At 41.6% G+C, this 19,256-nt stretch carries 11 protein-coding genes; 3 read left to right on the top strand and 8 right to left on the bottom strand.

The genetic code is table 11. From position 1 onward, the window contains the following. Nucleotides 1-32: 32 nt before the first annotated feature. The 3 genes from glgB to KDW03_RS10355 are packed head-to-tail and all read left to right on the top strand — an operon-like array spanning nt 33 to nt 6,320. Nucleotides 33-2,261 carry a 1,4-alpha-glucan branching protein GlgB gene (glgB, locus tag KDW03_RS10345; RefSeq protein ID WP_271434999.1) on the top strand — a complete coding sequence of 743 codons (2,229 nt, stop codon included), beginning with the start codon at nt 33-35 and terminating at the stop codon, nt 2,259-2,261. Beyond that, nucleotides 2,258-4,321: an adenylate/guanylate cyclase domain-containing protein gene (locus tag KDW03_RS10350; protein WP_271435000.1), complete on the top strand. Its 2,064-nt coding sequence runs from the start codon at nt 2,258-2,260 to the stop codon at nt 4,319-4,321. Before glgB ends, KDW03_RS10350 begins: the two co-directional genes overlap by 4 nt. A 10-nt stretch (nt 4,322-4,331) precedes the next feature. Then, the gene (locus tag KDW03_RS10355; protein WP_271435001.1) at nt 4,332-6,320 is read left to right on the top strand and encodes an adenylate/guanylate cyclase domain-containing protein; all 1,989 of its coding nucleotides are present in this window, start codon (nt 4,332-4,334) and stop codon (nt 6,318-6,320) included. A 21-nt stretch (nt 6,321-6,341) separates the two neighbouring features. Here the strand turns inward: KDW03_RS10355 and KDW03_RS10360 are convergent, their stop codons facing one another. The 8 genes from KDW03_RS10360 to KDW03_RS10395 are packed head-to-tail and all read right to left on the bottom strand — an operon-like array spanning nt 6,342 to nt 18,801. Continuing rightward, entirely contained in the window at nt 6,342-7,100 is a 759-nt protein-coding gene (locus tag KDW03_RS10360) for a hypothetical protein (protein ID WP_271435002.1), read from the bottom strand. Next, nucleotides 7,097-8,584 (bottom strand): CCA tRNA nucleotidyltransferase, encoded by a 1,488-nt coding sequence (locus KDW03_RS10365; RefSeq protein ID WP_271435003.1) that lies wholly within the window; start codon nt 8,582-8,584, stop codon nt 7,097-7,099. Before KDW03_RS10365 ends, KDW03_RS10360 begins: the two co-directional genes overlap by 4 nt. A 2-nt stretch (nt 8,585-8,586) precedes the next feature. Next, nucleotides 8,587-9,255 (bottom strand): histidinol phosphate phosphatase domain-containing protein, encoded by a 669-nt coding sequence (locus KDW03_RS10370; RefSeq protein ID WP_271435004.1) that lies wholly within the window; start codon nt 9,253-9,255, stop codon nt 8,587-8,589. Then, nucleotides 9,242-10,357, bottom strand: a complete 1,116-nt coding sequence (gene aroB / locus KDW03_RS10375; RefSeq protein WP_271435005.1) for a 3-dehydroquinate synthase — start codon at nt 10,355-10,357, stop codon at nt 9,242-9,244. The genes KDW03_RS10370 and aroB overlap by 14 nt, the downstream gene beginning before the upstream one ends. Next, nucleotides 10,344-10,892 (bottom strand): OmpH family outer membrane protein, encoded by a 549-nt coding sequence (locus KDW03_RS10380; RefSeq protein ID WP_271435006.1) that lies wholly within the window; start codon nt 10,890-10,892, stop codon nt 10,344-10,346. Before KDW03_RS10380 ends, aroB begins: the two co-directional genes overlap by 14 nt. An 11-nt stretch (nt 10,893-10,903) precedes the next feature. Continuing rightward, entirely contained in the window at nt 10,904-13,336 is a 2,433-nt protein-coding gene (bamA, locus tag KDW03_RS10385) for an outer membrane protein assembly factor BamA (protein WP_271435007.1), read from the bottom strand. A 9-nt stretch (nt 13,337-13,345) separates the two neighbouring features. Continuing rightward, nucleotides 13,346-17,332, bottom strand: coding sequence for a translocation/assembly module TamB domain-containing protein (locus KDW03_RS10390; RefSeq protein ID WP_271435008.1), 3,987 nt, complete (start codon nt 17,330-17,332; stop codon nt 13,346-13,348). Between the two features lie 29 nt (nt 17,333-17,361). Further along, nucleotides 17,362-18,801, bottom strand: a complete 1,440-nt coding sequence (locus KDW03_RS10395; RefSeq protein WP_271435009.1) for a hypothetical protein — start codon at nt 18,799-18,801, stop codon at nt 17,362-17,364. Between the last annotated feature and the right edge of the window lie 455 nt (nt 18,802-19,256).

The raw sequence follows: 19,256 nt of genomic DNA on the forward strand, positions 1-19,256 counted from the left end.
ATAAGAAACAGTTAGAGAATAAGGGAGGCACTATGCCAGGCACAATCTCACAAGACACGCTCAACAAACTTCTCCATTTTGATCACCATGATCCATTTGATGTCCTCGGATTTCACAAGATTCACTGGGGGGGGAAGGACGTTTCTGTTATTCGTGTTCTCAATCCTGCAGCAAAATCTATTCAGATCGTGGACCTTTCTAAAAAGGGCAAAAAAGAAACAATTTATGAAATGAAACCCATTCATTATAACGGGATGTTCGAGTATGTTTTTGAGGATGCTCGAGAATTTTTCCCTTATCTCCTTCGGATTGAGTACCACAATGGTGTACTGCATGAAACAGAAGATCCCTATGTTTTTCCACCTGTTCTCACGGATTTCGATCTCCATCTTTTTAACGAAGGAACTCACCAGAATATTTATGAAAAACTTGGTGCCCACATCATGGAAGTCAATGGCGTAAAAGGAGTTCTTTTTGCAGTTTGGGCCCCCAATGCCCGTGCTGTTGCTGTTGTGGGTGATTTTAACGCCTGGGATAATCGTCGCCATCAGATGCGTGTTCGTGGTAGTTCAGGAGTATGGGAGATATTTGTTCCACGTATTGGTGAAGGGGAGAACTACAAGTTTCAAATCAAAACAAAACATCACCATATTCTGGATAAGTCAGATCCGTACGGTTTCTATGCTGAGGTGAGACCCAAAACAGCATCGAGAGTTTGGGATATCCATAAGTATACCTGGCATGATGAAGCCTGGCTCAAAAAACGTGCAGAATCCCAGAACCTTCACAAACCCATGAGTATTTATGAGGTGCATCTTGGCTCCTGGATGCGCATTCCCGAAACCAATGAATTTCTCTCCTATCGTGATCTTGCTCATAAGCTTGCAGACTATGTCAAAGAAATGGGGTATACCCATGTAGAGCTTTTGCCTGTAGCCGAACATCCCTTTGATGGTTCCTGGGGATATCAGGTTACAGGGTATTATGCGCCTACTAGTCGTTTTGGTACACCCGATGATTTTATGTATTTTGTGGACTATATGCACCAGAATAACATCGGTGTCATTCTTGATTGGGTACCAGGACATTTCCCCAAGGATGCCCACGGACTGGCCAGGTTTGACGGAACAGCCCTCTATGAACACGAAGACCCCAGAAAAGGTGAGCATATGGACTGGGGAACGTATATTTTCAATTATGGTCGCAATGAAGTACGAAACTTCCTCATTTCCAACGCTCTCTTTTGGCTCGACAGATACCATATTGATGGATTACGTGTTGACGCTGTGGCTTCCATGCTCTATCTTGATTATTCAAGAAAAGAAGGTGAATGGGTTCCCAATATCTACGGGGGAAGAGAAAACCTGGAAGCTATTGACTTTATGAAACGCATGAACGAACTGGTATACAGTAAATTTCCAGGAACCACAACGATTGCAGAGGAATCAACAGCTTTTGGTGGTGTTTCCCGTCCAACCTATGTAGGAGGGCTTGGATTTGAATTCAAGTGGAACATGGGGTGGATGAACGATACCCTTGTTTATTTCTCAAAAGATCCCATCTATCGAAAGTACCATCAAGGTACCATCACCTTCTCCATGGTGTATGCGTACAGTGAAAATTTCATTCTCGTTTTGTCTCATGACGAAGTGGTTCACGGTAAACGATCCATCCTTGATAAGATGCCGGGGGATGTCTGGCAAAAATTTGCCAATACCCGTCTTCTGTACACGTACATGTGGACTCACCCCGGGAAAAAGCTTCTCTTTATGGGACAGGATTTTGGTCAATGGCAGGAATGGAGTGAAGCTCGAAGTATTGATTGGCATCTCACGCAATATGAACCTCATGCAAAACTCCAGAAACTCGTCAAAGATCTCAACCATCTCTATGTCAATGAACCGGCTCTTTATGAACTTGATACAGAACCTTATGGTTTTGAGTGGATAGATTTTTATGATTCTGACCATTCCATCATAAGCTATCTCCGTCGTGATCGTAAAGAAAATTTCGTTGTTGTTGTCCTCAATATGACACCTCTTCCTCATTACAATTATCGAATTGGAACCATTGCGCGCGGATTTTATAAAGAGATTTTCAACTCTGATTCTGAAATTTATGGAGGGGCAAATATTGGAAACGCGGGAGGAGTTTGGTCTGATGATATAGGCTGGCAAGGTAAACCGTACTCGCTTTCTTTAACAATTCCTCCTCTGGCTGGCATTATCCTCAAACTCAAAAAGGAGGATGAGGCCTCATGAAAAAAATAAAAAAATTCTTTAAATATTTCATCATTATAGGATTGGGGATCTCTTTTGTTGTCCTTTCAAGTGTGCTATACTATGGTGAAAATAAGTCAATCAATGCCTTTTTCAAAGGATTTGAAGACAGGACAATTCACTGGCGTTTTCAAAGCCGTTATAAGCTTGCCTCATGGTTTAATAAAAAACATCAATCAAACATTCTTGATAGACTTGTTATCGTTGCAATCGATGATAAGGCTATAGCAAAATATGGAGGAAGTTTTCCCTTTGATAGACAGGTATGGGCTGATTACCTGAATTATCTCAATAGTCTTCCGGAAAGAAAAAAACCCCAACTGGTATTCTTCGATATTGTGTTTTCTGATCCATCGAGAAATCCAACCAGTGATACCAACTTGATCAAGGCTTTTCAGGCATACCAGGGGAAACTTGCCATAGACTTTATCCTTGAACTTTCTCAAGCAGCGGTAAATCTCAACGCGGAAGATCCTTATTTTCACAAACTTGTGCAAAGAGATGCTCTCCCCTACGATAGCCCTTATGTCCAGAGTATGCGAATCTTTGAATTCCCTGGTTCTCCTCCTTATGAAAAGGTTTCTCATTATACGAAACAGGTGCTAGTCTTACCCTCTCTGATACAATCGGTGGATGCGACCGGCTCTGCTAATTTCTTCAGTGATAATGCGAGTGTTTATAGATTTTTCCCGGCTGTTATATCAAGTTTTTACAAGAAAACGAGTGAAAGTAACAGCCTGTCAGATATTACGAATGTTTATTACCCTTCGATCCATCTCAGTCTGTTTCTTTCCCTTGTCAATGCTAATATATCAAATGTGGTATGGACACCTGAGGGAATACGTATCACAAATGTGGTTTTTCAACAGTCTGCTCGCGAAATTTTTATTCCTTTTATACCACGTACAAGGGGATACATAGGCATTAATTATCTCGCTCCTTCTGGTAAAGGGGAGATTAAGGTTGTCTCGCTTGCTGATATAAAAAAAACATCTCTCCCTCAAGATGCTATCCTTTTGACAGGAATGTACTCAAGAAGCGGAACACACGATATCTGGCGTTCACCTGTCGGTGAAATGTACGGGATTGAGCATATCGCTTATGCACTATATACTATGTATGAAAATCGTTTTCTCAAGTATCTTCCTGTTTGGGTTGAGATTCTTTATATGGTACTCCTTGTGATGATAGTGGGTGTACTTGCTGCTCGGGGAAAACTTGTTTCTTTAACCTTTGGAGCTATGTTCTCCTTTCTTCCATTTGGCATTGGTTTAGGAGGTTTTTTTGGGGATTGGAGTATCATTACCTTTTTACCCTTTCTTAATAGTGTACTTGTGTTGCTTTTTGGTCAAATTTATGTGCTTATAACAGAAAGTAAGGAAAAAAGCTTCATCAGACAAACTTTTTCCAGTTATCTTAACCCCAAGCTGGTTGATCTGCTTATTGAAAGGCCTGATATTCTCCAATTAGGAGGAAGTGAAAGAGAAATTACTATCTTTTTTTCCTCTATTAAAAATTTCCATGAGATCACCGAGGGTTTCTCGGCTCCTCAAATTGTCGAATTCTTGAATCGATATTTTGGATTTATGGGTGACATGGTTATAGAAGCCAATGGAACACTTGATAAATATATGGGAGAGATGATCATGGCCTTTTGGGGGGCTCCTCTGGATGAACCGCAACATGCTTTTTTAGCCTGCCAGACAGCTCTTGCTATGCTCGAAAAAGTCAAGCTCTTTAACGAAGAGCAGAAAAAGCTAGGTTTAAAACCTGTGGTGGTAAATATAGGACTCAACACAGGTAAGGCAGTGGTAGGAAATGTTGGTTCAGACAAACAAAAGAATTATACGGCTATCGGAGATTCTGTAAACCTTGCTTCACGTATTAAGGGCCTCAACAAATTCTATCATACCCAGATCATCATATCAGAGTTCACGTACGCCCATGTAAAAGACAAGGTGATCGTACGAGAATTGGACCTCACACGAGTGAAAGGTAAAAGCGAACCTGTCAGGGTTTATGAACTCTGGGACTTGAAATGAGGGGTGATATATGAAAAAACCACAAAACAAACAAAAGGTTTTTATTCTTAGTCTGATAAATTTTCTTGTCATTATTTTTTTCATTGTAGTCTATTATCTTCCTGAAAAATGGTCATTGGCGGGCTGGAAAGATTTTCTTCACCGTATAGAACGTGTGTCATTAAACTTGCGCTATGGTATCTTTGCGGCACGGGGCGGCTCTCTTACCGCTGAGGGTATGGCTCAACGTCAGGCCACACAATCAGAATTTTACCGATTGATTTATCTGGTCTCAGTGGATGAAGAATCCATCAAAGAATACAAAAGTTACCCCCTTCCTTCTTCGGTCTGGATTTCTGTACTTGATCATTTTCTCCAGCAAGAACCGACACGAAGACCTCGTTCCCTCTTTTTTAATATACCTTTCTATGAAAAACCTGACCCACAATTTGCAAAGAAACTCGAGGGATATCCCATACCAATAGGGATGGATTTCCGGCTCGAAGATACTGGAGAATATCCTGATTATGAAAGTGATGATGCACAAGCAATGAAGGCTTTTGAGATACCTTTCCCCTATCCAGAGGTTTTGAGTCACTACAGTTCTTATATAGCCCCACCCTCTGACTATACCCGTAACACAACTTACCTCGGTTACCTGAATCTCGAAGGAGAAGAAGATGTCATGTATAAGGTACCTCTCTTTGCCTCTGTAACCTACAAAAAGGGAGATACGCTTACAAATGTCGTCTATCCCTCGGCTGTCCTGATGATGGTTCTGGCATATACCGGTGTTCGACCGGAAACAGTAAAAATACTCCCCAATAAGGTTATTCTTCCTCAGGCCCAACTCAAAGAAAAAACAATGGATATTGTAATTCCTGTAGATAAACACTACAGGATGAGAATTCATTACAAAAGTCAGGGACAGTATCAGTACCTGAGAAATATATCGCTGAAAGATATTTTCCGGGCAGGATTGCCAAGACAAACTCTTCTTATCTTTGGTGTTCGTTCTGAAGGAACAGCTGCCAATAAATTTGCTTCACCTATGGGTTCCATGTTTAGTGCCGATCATCTTGCCTATGGAGTCGGAACGATTCTGAACAGGGAATTTCTCTCTGATGTTCCCTGGTGGATAGAACTTGTGATTATTATCTCGTGGCTCATCATCCTGCAGATTATGATTTTACGAGGCTTAAAAACCACGATTTTTGCTCTTGTTCTTGCGCTCCTCCTTCCTCTAGGTATTGGTATAACCCTTTTTAAGTTTGGATGGATATTTGCAACATTTTTACCACTCATAGCAGGTATTTTTTATCTGATTGTTGGCGAAGTCTATATTCTCATCACAGAAGAACGGGAAAAGAGGCTTATTAAAAATACTTTTTCCCGTTATGTAAGCCCTGATCTCGTAAATATTCTCGTGGAGGATCCTTCGCTGGTACAACTCGGTGGAGTAGAACGAGAAGTGACGATGCTCTTTTCGGATATTCGTGGGTTTACCACCCTTTCTGAGGGCATGAAACCCACCGAGCTTATCGAGTTTCTCAATGTGTATCTTTCCCAGATGACAGATATTGTCCTTGAAACCAGAGGATCTCTGGATAAATATATTGGAGATGCTATCGTCGCTTTCTGGGGTGCTCCCCTTCCCCTCGAAGATCATGCCCTTCAGGCCTGTACAGCGGCTGTGCGTATGGTAGAAAAACTCAAAGAATTCAACGCAAATCTCATAAGAGAAGGAAAACAACCTATTAACATAGGTATTGGCCTCAATACGGGTGTCATCACCGTGGGAAATATTGGTTCTCAGAAAAAGAAAAACTACACCGCCATTGGAGAACCCATGATTCTCACGGAAGAATTGCAGGATGAAAATAAAACCTATAAAACAAACATCATTATGAGTGAGTTTACCTATCAGAAGGTAAAAGACAAGGTGATAGTACGAGAACTTGATCTGTATCCTTATCTTGACCGTTATGTCAGGATATACGAACTCCTGGGTATAGTGTAGATAAGGAGATAGTAAAGAATACTACTGCCAGTATTTTTTTGCTTTGAGGATCTCAATACTGTTGGAAATATCTCGAAAAGCTCTTTTTTCTTCAAGCTCAAATTCACTATTCCAGGGAATATTGGTAAATTGTGCCAGCGCATTGGTGGCTTCGATATAACGTTTGTTTCGAGTGAGTATATCTACATAGATACCTAACACTGTTCGTTCTGTCACTTTTCCTCTGGCATATCTGAGAGCAATCTGAATATCCCTAAAAGCTTTCTCTTTATCTCCAAACCATGGCCAGCCAGGAACAAGATCATACACCAGAGCTCTCATTGCCCAGGGAACCCCATCAAAATAATCTGACTGGAGTTCTATACAGCGATTAAGCGCCTCAAGCACATCATCGGCATAGAAAAGACTATCAAGAATTCCATTCTCCTTCGACCAGAGGGCGTAAGCAACTGCTAGCCAGTAGAATCCCTCAGCTCCTTGAGGATTAAAGGCAGTTGCCATAAGTCCATAATCTTTCGCCAGGGTAAAAGACCGTTTACGACTCTCTTTCGTAGTTTGGTAAAACTCTCCCTGGTAGTAATAGCCAGCAGATATCAGCCAGAGAGTCTGATAGTTTGTCTTGCCTGAAGCCAAAAGCCTCTCCTGTTCCAGGAGATAATTGTTTATTTCGCGAGCATTCAAGCGTTTCACAAAAACCTCTCGAGGTAATCCATAAAGTTCGGCACTAAACAAAGAAACAGGAGAAAATAAAGCAAACATAAAAAATAGAAACTTTCTCATAAGTTTTCATCCTTTACCGGGTATTCTTCAGATTCTGAGATGGCCAGATGCATGATTCTGCCTTCCAAAAAATCTCTGGTAAGCTCAAGAAGTTTCGATTTTTCGTTGTATTCGGGATGTTCTAAAACAATATCAAGAAGATAATTTAAAATTCTTCCTATAATTGGTGACGGCTTCAGATCAAAGGTGTTCATCAGGTCGTAGCCATTAATATCCAGATCGGTGACTTTGAGAGCATTTTCTTGCTCAAGAATCCTTTGGATATGTTTGCGAAAATCCTCGAGAATATCAGCTGTCCGTTGTTTGGTACCACTGGCAAGTCTGTCTGCCTCTCGTAACAAAAACAGATCCTCTAAGAATGCCACATCACCATCAAAACGCCGCAGAAATCGACGAACAGCTCCATCCGTCCAATCATGGGTATAATAAAACATATGCAGCCGAACAAGCTTGCACACCCACTCGATCTCCTGATTGCTTGCCTTGAGACGTTTTAAGATGCGTCTGGTTATCTTTTCCCCTATAACCTCATGGTTGTAAAAGACATTGCCTTGCCCTGCAGTCTCAGCAAATTTTTTTGCTCTCGGTTTTGCAATGTCGTGAAAGAGAGCGGCCATTCGCACCAGGGGTTTTTCAGGAGGAACAAAATCACAAGCATAGAGGTTATGGTAGTAAACATCATGACGATGAAACTCATTCTGTTCCATACCATACCCTTCAAGGAGTTCTGGAATCAGATACTCCAAAAGACCAGATTTTCGCATCCATTCTATACCAATAGAAGGCTTCTCCGTCCTGAGTAGCTTCAAAAACTCATCGTGAAAGCGTTCCATCGCCACCTTTTTTATACTCTCCATAGCCTGAGAAATAGCCTCAAAAGTCTTTGTTTCAATATCAAAATGAAGCTTTGCACTCAAACGACAGGCTCTCATAGGGCGAAGACCATCTTCAAGGAATCTTACCAGCGGATCCCCCACACTCCGAATAAGTCGGTTCTGAATATCCTTTTCTCCGTCAAAAAGATCAATAAGCTCTTGACGAAACGGATGATAGGCCATGGCATTGATAGTAAAATCCCGCCGCGCCAGATCCTCTTCCAATGATCGTACAAAGATAACGCTTTCAGGTCTTCTTCCGTCAAGGTATTCCTCATCTATACGATAGGTAGTGATCTCAAAACTCTCTACAGGTTCACGAATAATAAGAGTAATGGTTCCGTGTTTCATGCCTGTAGGAACGGTGAAATGTTCTTTCCCCTGTGGGTGTTGTACACGAGAAAAAATCTTTATGATCTCTTGCGGTGGAGCACTCGTCGCAAAATCAAAATCAAAATTCTTGTAGCTTTTTTCATACCCGCCCGCAATAAGCATATCACGCACCGCACCACCAACCATATAAATCTCAAAACCAGCCTGTTCAACAGTTTCGATAATCCAGCGCAACGAATCAGGAAGCTCATCAAAAAGGCGTAGTATTTTTCTCATGATCAAGAAGCTCCTTTGATAGCTCGAGAAACAAGTTCTCGAGTATAGGCTCTTACACAAACGATATCCTCATCGGTAAGTCCGGCTCCTCTTCCTACTGCCTCCCAGAGTTCCGGCGTCAAAAAGTCTCCAACATCATGGGCATCAGAATTAATAACAAGCGGAGCTTTGTATTTTTTCGCAAGAGTTACCACACGGCCATTTCCCAAACAGTTTCCCTTGCGATAGCTGATCTCCAGAGCAACACCACGTTCTGCAGCAAGAGCTACATCCTCTTCAGCAATTATCCCGGGATGGGCAAGAATATCAACCCCTGCCAGAATAGCTGCCCTGTTTGTTCCAGGCCGAACAGGTTCTACTATCGTCTCCCCATGCATGACAACAACATGTATCCCCTGGGCTCTTGCATATTCAGTCAGATCCTTAATCTCCTCAGGCAAGACATGGGTCAACTCTATGCCTGCCAGAACCACGATATCTCCCTGCTTCTCATTCATACGTCGGGCAAAAGGAACAACCTCCCTACAGAGGATCTCTATATTCGTAGCATCAGCATGATCGGTGATAGCAAGAGCCTCATAGTTTTTTACAATGGCACGGCGAACGTGCTCAGAGGGAATCAGTGTTCCATCACTCCAGAGAGTGTGACTGTGAAGATCAACAAGCTTCATCAATTTCCTCCGCTATATTCTGCAGGTACTCTACGGCTTTTTGGATAAGATTTCCCTGGACGGGAAAACTATACGCACCTTTGTTCTTTGCCACCTCGCCAGGGCGTTGAAGAAGAACCATTTTCACCTGTCCTAAGGTGTTTTTCTTGTCAGCCAGAAGAGGTTTTTCAAGATCCTTCCAGTCTATTGTACGGATAAGGTTGGGCTTCTGCAGGATATTTAATCTTCGGAAATCATTTGCTATATTTTCCACAATCGAAGGTTTTAATAAGCCCATCTGCATAGAAATATACACTTCGCCGAGCATCCCCCATGCTACCGCAAAACCATGGAGCAACTCATACGCCAAAACATGCTCAATCGCGTGCCCCAGCGTATGACCAAAGTTCAGAATCTGTCTGAGGTTTTGTTCTCGAGGATCTTTTGCCACTACTGAGGCTTTTATAAAGCAGCTTTTCCAGAGAAGAGTAGACCAATCCATATTTTCCCAATCACTGTGAACAAGCAAGTCATAATACGAAACATCAGCTATGAGTGCGTGTTTTACCATCTCCACAAGCCCATTTCTTTTTTGTTCCTCGGGAAGCGTGCGCAGAAAAGCCGTATCAGTTACCACAAGTGAAGGAAAATGAAAAGCACCGATGAGATTTTTGCCGCGGGAGGTATCAACACCTGTTTTTCCTCCGATAGAACTGTCCACCATAGCCAGGACAGTCGTAGGAATTTGAATAAAATCAATCCCTCGCATGTACATTGATGCTACAAACCCTCCAAGATCCCCGACAACCCCTCCTCCCATTGCTATTAACACACTTTTTCTATCCCCTCCAAGTTCCAAAAGCTTCTCTGTTACCTTTACGGCTTGTTCAATGGTTTTGGAGGATTCTCCAGCAGGGATAACAATTACATCTCTTGAAAAAAAGTTTATCTCTTTTTTCCAGAGACGATAAACCTGTTCATCCGTAAGAACAAAAGCATGGCTATAAGATTTGCGAGAAACAAAATCCTTCACCGTTTTTTGCCAGTGATTCTCTCCAAAGACAATCTGATAGCAGGAAAGAGAAGAAGCAGGAATTCGCACCTTTAGCTTAGTTACGTTCACCCAAACTTTGCTCCGCCTTTATTCTTGAGATCACATTGGCTGTAATATCGACACTTTTATCATAAAAAAGAAGCCCGGTAGTTTCCTTTGTCAAAATCAATGTGTAGCGTTTCTCGTTTCCAATTTTCTGAATCACAACAAGGATCTTGTTGTAGATATTTCTCGTAAGATCGTTACGCAAGGCATCGAGTGTCTTGTTTGCCTCTATGGTAAATTCAGCAAGTTCTTGCTTTTTTGCATCAATTTCTATCTCTCGGCGGGTTCTTTCTTCAGCAGAGAGGCTCATATAAAGCCGTTTATACTCCTCTTCCATCGTCGCAATCACTTTCTTTTTTTCCTGGATTTGAGTATCATACTCTTGGCGTTTTTTTGCCACCTCCTGACGAATATCCTCATAACCAGGATACGCTTGAAGTATCCGATCGAAATCAACCACTGCTACCTTGACAAGTTTAAGCGCTGAAGCACTCTGCCCCCATACCGACAAAGGAGCAAGAAGACACACTACACAGAATATTGTAAACCAATTTTTCATCATCCGCCTCCTTAAAACATTCCCTGAATAGAAAATACAAACTGCCAATCACTAAAGAACTCATCGGTCTTTTCAAATCGAAAACGTTTCTCCTGGGAATCATAGTATCCGCGTCTGACCAGGTAAAACCTGAGAGGAAATCCAGGAATATTCAATCGAATACCCGGTCCAAAGCTAAACATCGTTCCCTCAGGATTGAGAGGAGCTATGCCACTCCATGTAGACCAGAGATTTCCTACATCACAGATAAACACTCCCCACACCCATATCTGATAAATCTGATAGCGCAGCTCAAAACTGTTATAAAGCTTGGACTCCCCTCCACGAACCAGCCCCATCCAACCCCGTAGTTCCCAGATACCATCATAGCGCAAGACCTCGTTCGCTGCATACTCCTTTAATCCATTCATAAACTGGGGAAGAAGAAACTCTGTAGAAATATTGTACGCCAATACGATTTTCCATATTGGATTAAAATACGTGCTATAAAAGAACTTCGTTTTTATAAAATGGCTTTCTCCACCCAAAATCCCCCCATACGAGGTTAGATTTGCCTGAAAAATACTTCCCCTCGTTGGTTCAAAAGGATTATCCGTAGAGTTACGAGTTGCCGACAATCCAAAATAATTTCGAAAACGCCAGCCTTTTTTCAAATCATCCTGAAGGGTTACGTTGGTATCCCAGTGATCAGAGAACGTAAGGGGAAGAGTAAAATTAGCGCCTGTATCCTGATAAAACGAAGTTCCCAGAGAGAAACCACCCTGCCAGTAAATACCAAAACGACGACCAAGATTGATACCAAGATTGATACTATCTCTATAGTATTGTTTATCATTTGTAAGTGTGGTCAAACTATTACTCGGATTATCATGATAATTAAAATCTGAACCATCGATCACACCATCCCCATCATCATCTGTTGGCACACTCTTAAACCAGTCCCTGCTATACCCCAGAGAAACACCTGCAGAGATTGGTTGATCAAAAAGATACGGCTCTTGAAAACCAAGACTGATAGACTGCCTACGTTCTGCCCATTCCCCTCGAGCGGTAACCGTTCTCCCTGTCCCGAGAAAGTTTTTCTCTGAAACCTGAAGATAGGCAGAAAAACCACTCTCAAAACCATACGTCACACCAAAGGTAAACAAACCCGTCCTCGTCTCTTCTACATCAATATTCAGATTCACCAGACCCTCAGCAGAACCCGGGAAAGGATTTACCTGAACATCTGAGAAATATTCCAACTGCATGAGACGATTTTTCGTTTGCTCTACCTTGCGATTAACATACATCTCGCCTTCCTGAAAAATCAACTCACGCTGGATCACCTTGGTTTTTGTTCGTGTATTCCCTGTTATAAGAATTTTTTCAATATGCGCTCTTTTACCTTCATAAATCATAAGCCGACTATCAATAACATTCGTGTTTTCACGTTTCTCGGGAATCAAAATAACATTTGCATACAGGTACCCATTGTCAGCATATCTTGAATAGATCGCATACCGTCCCATTTCCATCTGGATATAATCATACACACTTCCCTCTTTTAGAGAAACAAGAGAACGAAGATCTTCAGTAGAGTATATGGTATTATTTTCGATAGAAATATTCCCTGTAAAATACTTTTCTCCCTCCGCGATATCTATCTCCACATAGATAGCAGGATGATTGTCTTTACCTACATTGGTAACATACCATGTATGACGGTTAATTTTTACATCAAAGTATCCTTTCTTTTTGTAGAGATATTGAATAAGCTTCTCGTCTTCTTCAAACTCATCTTCTTTTAGGACACCCGAAACAACAAACCAAAATTTCTCCTTGGTTTTCATGGCATTTTTGATCTCACCAGCTTTCACTGCCTCATTCCCTGTAATGATAATCTTTTCAACAACCACTTTTTTCTTGGCATCTACCACAAAGGTAATATCATAAGCATTGGTGCGTTTTTTTACATCGTAAGGTTCTTTTTGTACATCAATAGAAACGTCACGAAATCCTTCTGATATATATTTCTGTTTAATAATGGCTATGGATTCACTTATCATCGATTCAGTAAAATATCCTTCTTCTTTGATGGGAATAGCACTTTTCATGTCTTCTACAGAAAGAAAACCTGGATTTTTAAAACGTATCCAGCGCACATAAGGATTTTCCTTCACTTTGTATATCAATCTATAACCATTGGTCAGTCGCTCTCGTTCTACGCGGATGTCCTCGAATTTTCCCGTTTTGAAGAGATTCTTTACACTTTCGTTAATATTATCTACCAAGAACATATCCCCTTTCTTAATTGTTACTAACCCCCTCATTTCTGAGAGAGGCATATTTTGAAGTCCTTCAAAAACAACCTCCTGCACAATGTTCCCTTCTTGAGCTATACTTCCAGTAACTACTCCCAAAAAAAGGAAAAAGAAAAATCCAAGCAATAAACTTCTCTGCATATCCTGCTCCTAAAATCTCCGTTTATAGTTAATCTCTATCTTTTGTTCATACTCAAGCGTTTCAGTGGTATTGAGCAACGGTTCATAAGACCATCCTACCTCTACTCCCTGCAGAGAGTAGCTCACACCAAAGCTATATACCGGTCTCAATGTCACCTGGTTGCTTCCAAAAACTCCCTGCAACGCAATATCAGCTTCCACAAAAATATTGGGAAGGATATATCTCCCCACAGAAAGAGAGGTTCCCTCCAACAAAGCCGGCAGGGTAAGGTTGGAGATACCTCCTGTCAAGTATCTCGCGTAATTCTGTGCCAGAGTGCTTCGAATAACAAACATATCTAATCCCAACTGTTGTCTTAGCCTGGCTGAAAATGGCGAGAGAATAAGCACCTCTTCTGCTAGCCCTGCGCCTGTGGAAAATAGCGATGCCACTGTTTGAGACGATACATTTGTATTCGTGACCATTTGAGGCAAACCAAGATAGCTGATAATCTCCTCCTTTCGTCTCTCTGGAACAGAATAAAAATTTACCAGATTTATTTTAGGGAGTTTTCCCAGAAAGGTCAAATAAATTTCGATATTATCTTGAAGACTCCTATATCGGTACTTCGATTGGAATTCAACCTCTGGTAAAAAATCATTTTCAAAACTTACTATTCCTTCTACAATCTGAAAATTCTGAGTAAGGTATCGCAACCTACCTGAAGCAACAGAGAGCTTTCCCTTGAGCGAAGGTTGTGGAAGAGCCCCACTTATCTTAAGCACTGAGCCTGGTTCAAAAACCATATCCACCACCTCACTTTGAAACGCCAGGCGCTGATCAAGAAACACAGAGAGAGCAAGTTGAACAGGAAGGAAAAACTCATTCCCCCTGCTCCAGAAATCCTGCAAACTCACCCAGATACGCGATTGACGAAGTCGAAGATTTCCCCCAACCGTAATATCATCCAGGGAGCCACCTATGGTCAATATTTCTGGTTGTATAACTCCCGTAAACACAGGTGTCTGAAAACGAAAAACATCAGACGAACGCTGAGCACCCAAACGAAAAGAAAACAAGCCATTCTGAAACGGTTTCATTGCCCCCTGAATCCAGAAAACTCCTGTTGATGTGGCAAGCTTCTGCCTTGGAAGCACAATCTCATCTCCCGAAAAAGACAGGGTCAAATACTGGTTGGTAATTTTTGTTACCACTCCAGGAATAGTCAAAGAAACACCCTGAAGCTGAAGGGATCCACCAAGAGAAGGTTCTGCTTGACTTCCTGTAAGTGAGATCTGCGCGAACATCGCACCACTTACACGAATATTCCACCACTTATCTAAAAAGTCAAAACTTGCCCTATTCCTGCTCGTAAGGTTGAGTGTTTGTCCCATGCTTCCAGAAAGATTGCCACTTACAAAGGGGAAAAGATATTCTACATTCAAAGCCCTATCTCTAACTTTATACATTCCGTTAAAACCATAGAGCTGTTTTTTTGTAAAGACTACCTCATCTTGTTTAAAAAGAACCTCTCCACTAAAAGATGGTTGCGGCTTCCCAAAAAAAATCCAGTTCGGAACGCGATAGGAAAAAAAGTATTGTGCCTCTTTTTGCTCGTAAGCGCCAATGAATTGCATTTGAAAAAGCTTTTTATCCTGTGCCGAGAGAAAAAAATTCCACCCACCTTGCTGTCTTTTTATGTCCCAAAAACCATCTCCACTCATCTCCCAGCCCTGCCACTTCCCTGTGATATTGTAAATATCAAGACGGGAACCAATTTTTTTCACATCTTTCAAGGCAATTTCTACGTTTTCTCCTGCCATTATCACCTGTCCCTCAGCATCAAAGTCCATCCCCTGTCCTTGAAGCTTTCCTACTACATCCAGGATATACTTTGAGCCATCAGGGAAACGGATACCAACCTTTCGGAAATCCCCTATCATCTGCCATGTTTGTTCTTCCATCCGAAGGCGAACCCCTCCACCACGGATAAAAAACACTTGAGCATCAAGACCTGTGCGTGTTTGAGCCATCATGCCCTTTCCTATGAGCACATCTCCCTGGAGATTTAACCAAAAATTTTCTATCTGTAAAGCATTATTAGAAGAGACAAGCTTCAAACGAAGTTCATAAGGAGTTTTATTCATAAAAAGTGTGGTCCTCATTTCCAGCCCGGAGATGAATCCCTTTTTCCATTGATAAAAACCCCGGCTTTGAACAAAAGAAGAGAGAGACTTTGAAAGATAAAAAGGCATCGAAGATATCTCCCAATCCAATCTCCCATCCTCAAGGGTATGTTCAAATCGAACCTGAATATTTGTTTTTACGAGTAAATTTCCTTTGCCATTTTCTTCAAGACCATCCCACGTATACTTCAACTCAAATGGTGTTTGCCCCAAAAGTGGAAATCTGGCATTTCCCGTCATGGTGATATACATCCATCGCCTTTCAGGATAGTTTACATCTACAGTTATTACACCTTTTTGAATCCCTTCTCTACTAAGAAAGAGATTGGATAAGAAAACATGGGTGTTTGTCGGTGTAGGCACAAAAATCGTATAATCAGTCCCTGCAAGAAAACTTCTTCCCTGCAAAAATAACTTTCCCTGCATTTTCCCGAAGATTGAAATCTCTCCCCGAGGAGTCATAAAAAAAGATCCCTTTGTTGAAAGCTTCATCCTCTCAAGATCAAAACCAGAGAAAAAAACAGTTTTTGAAAGTGCTTTTCCCTCTATATCACGCCCCTCAAAATCCACGGAAACATCCTTGCCTATTCGACCTGAAAATCGAAGGTTATGATTATTATCACTTACAAAGACAAGCTCATTGGTTTCAAAATGGTATTGAATACGACTACTCCCCGTTTTTCCCCCATTAACCGCAAAATCATGAATCACGAGCGAACCTTCCTGTCCTTTAGACACAAGAGAAACCTTTCCACTGAGAAAGAGGAAGTTAGGTATCACCATCAATGAATCACATTGCCCATCTAACACCATCCCCGAGGAAAGATTTTGCCATCTTGCCCTGGCTTGTCCCCCTTTTTTAGTATTCAGCGTAAACTCTCCTCTTTCAGGACCGGAGTTAAAAGAAAACATCTGACTATTTGAACCTTTGAGAGATATCTCTAAAAGAGACTTTTGTTTCTCCCATGTCATATACGCAAGATACTCACCAGGAGAAAAATAGTGCTCAAATATACCTTTCTCTCCAAGCCGGGAATACTCAAGTTTTCCTTTTTGCCTGTAAGAAAACGTTTCATTCTGGAAATCAACATGAAATTCCTCGGTGGCATTTGTTACTACCAGATCATGTTGACGATAGAGGGATAAATCCAAACGAAGGTTCGTCAACAGAGCAACAGAAAACCCTCCCACAGACAAAGAAAGACCACTTTCTACGAGTGTATTCCACCAATGTGGTCCATACGATAGCAATCGTAGATTCCCACTCCCGCGAAGATACTCCATACCATATACATCAAAAATACTTATATCCCCTGTATAAAATCCTTCCCACCCAATGGGTTTCATCCGAAATAAAGCTCGGTCTACTTGAAAACGAGCAAAAAGTGTTTGCCAAAAAGATATGCGAAAATCACTTTTGGTGACAACAATAGTAGGATAAAAACCCTTCAAAGAAAAGGAGGAAGAAGCAGTAAAATACCGAAAAAGTTCATTGATAACAAGATCCCCTTCTCCGCTATCTATCTCAATTCTATACACGGATCTCACAGGATCCCAGAAAATATTGGGAAGATAAAAAATACGAACCCGTCGTACCACGAGACTACCTGTTTCTCCCGTGCGCAAAACCACATTTTTCGCCCCAAAAAAAACAAAGGGCATATTGTAAAGCCTTTCAATCGTTATGGAGATATCAGGAAATTGCTGAGCTAAAAACGCTTCAATGGCAGACTTTTGTCTTGCCAGCAGAACATCGACAGCGACCATCCCGAGAACGTAAAGAAGAAGCCCCGTCAGTAAGGCCAGAACTATGCGTTTCAGAGAAAACATGGCCTTGGAGTACTAATCTCTATTCATATTTATTTCTGACCTTTTGCACTTTCATCCAGGGTATTGACCAGTGTGGTAATTGCCTGCTTGGTGGCATTTTGAATAGCCTGCTCGCCGTTCAAACCAGCACCCTTCGATTTAAAGGGTTTCCCCTGTTCAATCTTTCCTGTCTTAATTTCAATCCAATCATAGGAAACACTGGCATCAGCGACATACATGGAAGCAAGAGCATCGATGTTAACCAGATCTCCTGCATTCCCTAACAGATTGACATCCAGGGTGACGTACAATAGGCGTTGAATCTGAGGAAAAGAAGCACGAAGATAGGCCAAAAGTGTCTCTTTTGCCTTTTTTTCTGCATCAAAGTCTATCTCGGGAAGCTCAATTTCAACAACATGAAAACCTTTTTGAGACAGCTGGGCGCTTAAAGCGGCATTATCAGCTTGTACGAGATTATAACTTGCTGTACCGCGCCCCTCCTTTACCTTTTTCAAAAGTATTACTGTTGTACTCTGGGCCTTGAAACGAGGAGAGACCTTGAGCGAAAGTTCAATACGGTTTTTGTTTTTCACTGCCTCGAGTTGCTCTTCTAACTCACTGTCAAGGGCAATAATATTGCTATACGTTTTAAAAGAAAACGTAATCGTCACAGATATATTGTCAGAAGCATTCACACTTTGAACCTCATAGGTCATCTTTCCCCGGGCATCCGTCGTCGTACCTCCCTTTGAGACGAGAGAAGCCCTGGAAGAAACAGCCTCAAGGGGAATGCCACTCAGAGGCGAATTCTTCTCCGTATCCGTCAACTGAACCACAATAGGATCACTCCCACCCTCAAGATATGCATAGACAGGAGAAGAAACAAGCTGAAGAGAAAGTCTCTGGTAAAGAGAGAGAAGGGTTGTCCGTATCTCTTCGTAAACGTCTTCATTCTCCGCTGCTTTCCCACTGATAAGGAGCCCCTGCCAGAGAGCTTCAAGAGCTGGCTGATAGTATCGCTGGCTCATAAGGGTTTTGGCATCACTCAGGTATTTTTGAGAGGTGATGCGTTGGCTCGCCACAAGTTTCTGCTGTTTTTCCCGCTCCTTTTCTATCCAGCTCTTTGAGATCTTGAGAAGCGTATACATGGTGTAAGTGCCATCATCGTATCGCTCATAGTACACATCCTCCACATCAACACTGATGTCTGCCTTTCCCTTCCCTTCAATGCTCTCTTGAACCTGTTGTTCAAAGAGAGAAGCGTTATCAGACTCTGTGCCCGTAGCCTTGTATGAGAGTTTTCTCGTAACCCGTATCCCTATATAATCTATAAGTTGTTTTGTTGCGTCAGAAACAGCCATTTTTTTCGCAGCCTGGAGAGATGCTTGTTTTTCTGCTATGCCCACAAAGTAGACGTTCTTGGCATCCTTTTTGGGAGTAATAATCCAGGCAGGTTTTTCAGCAGCTGATCTCTCGACAACCTTTGGCACATAAGAACCCCTTCCTGCAGAACCACATCCCAGAGATATCAGAAAAAAAACCAAGAAAAAAAACCGTCCTATTGTATGGTATTGAAATCTCATATCTTGCCTCCGATCAAAATTTTCTCTTTATATTTTATCCTCATTTTGTAAAAATATCAAATGAAAGCGATTTTCCCGTTTTAAATTTTTCTTTCGCACACCATTACCCTCACTTTCCATGGCAAGCCTGCCGAACTATTACTCTCCAGCTGTGTAAACTGGATTATTATCCATGCCTTTGGAGTGCTTTTTTATTTTGAAAGAGCGACACCTTTTCGAGTACTTTTATTATGAAGCAATTCGAAAAGTTGACAAAATTCTCACGGTAAAGTATAATAGAAATAGAAAATAAAAAAGGAGGCTATGATTCTGTAAGACATGAAAGAGCCATTACTCAATTAAAGACATGGAAGGATATTGAC

This window comes from Thermospira aquatica, assembly GCF_023525255.1.
Taxonomy (GTDB): Bacteria; Spirochaetota; Brevinematia; order Brevinematales; family Thermospiraceae; genus Thermospira; species Thermospira aquatica.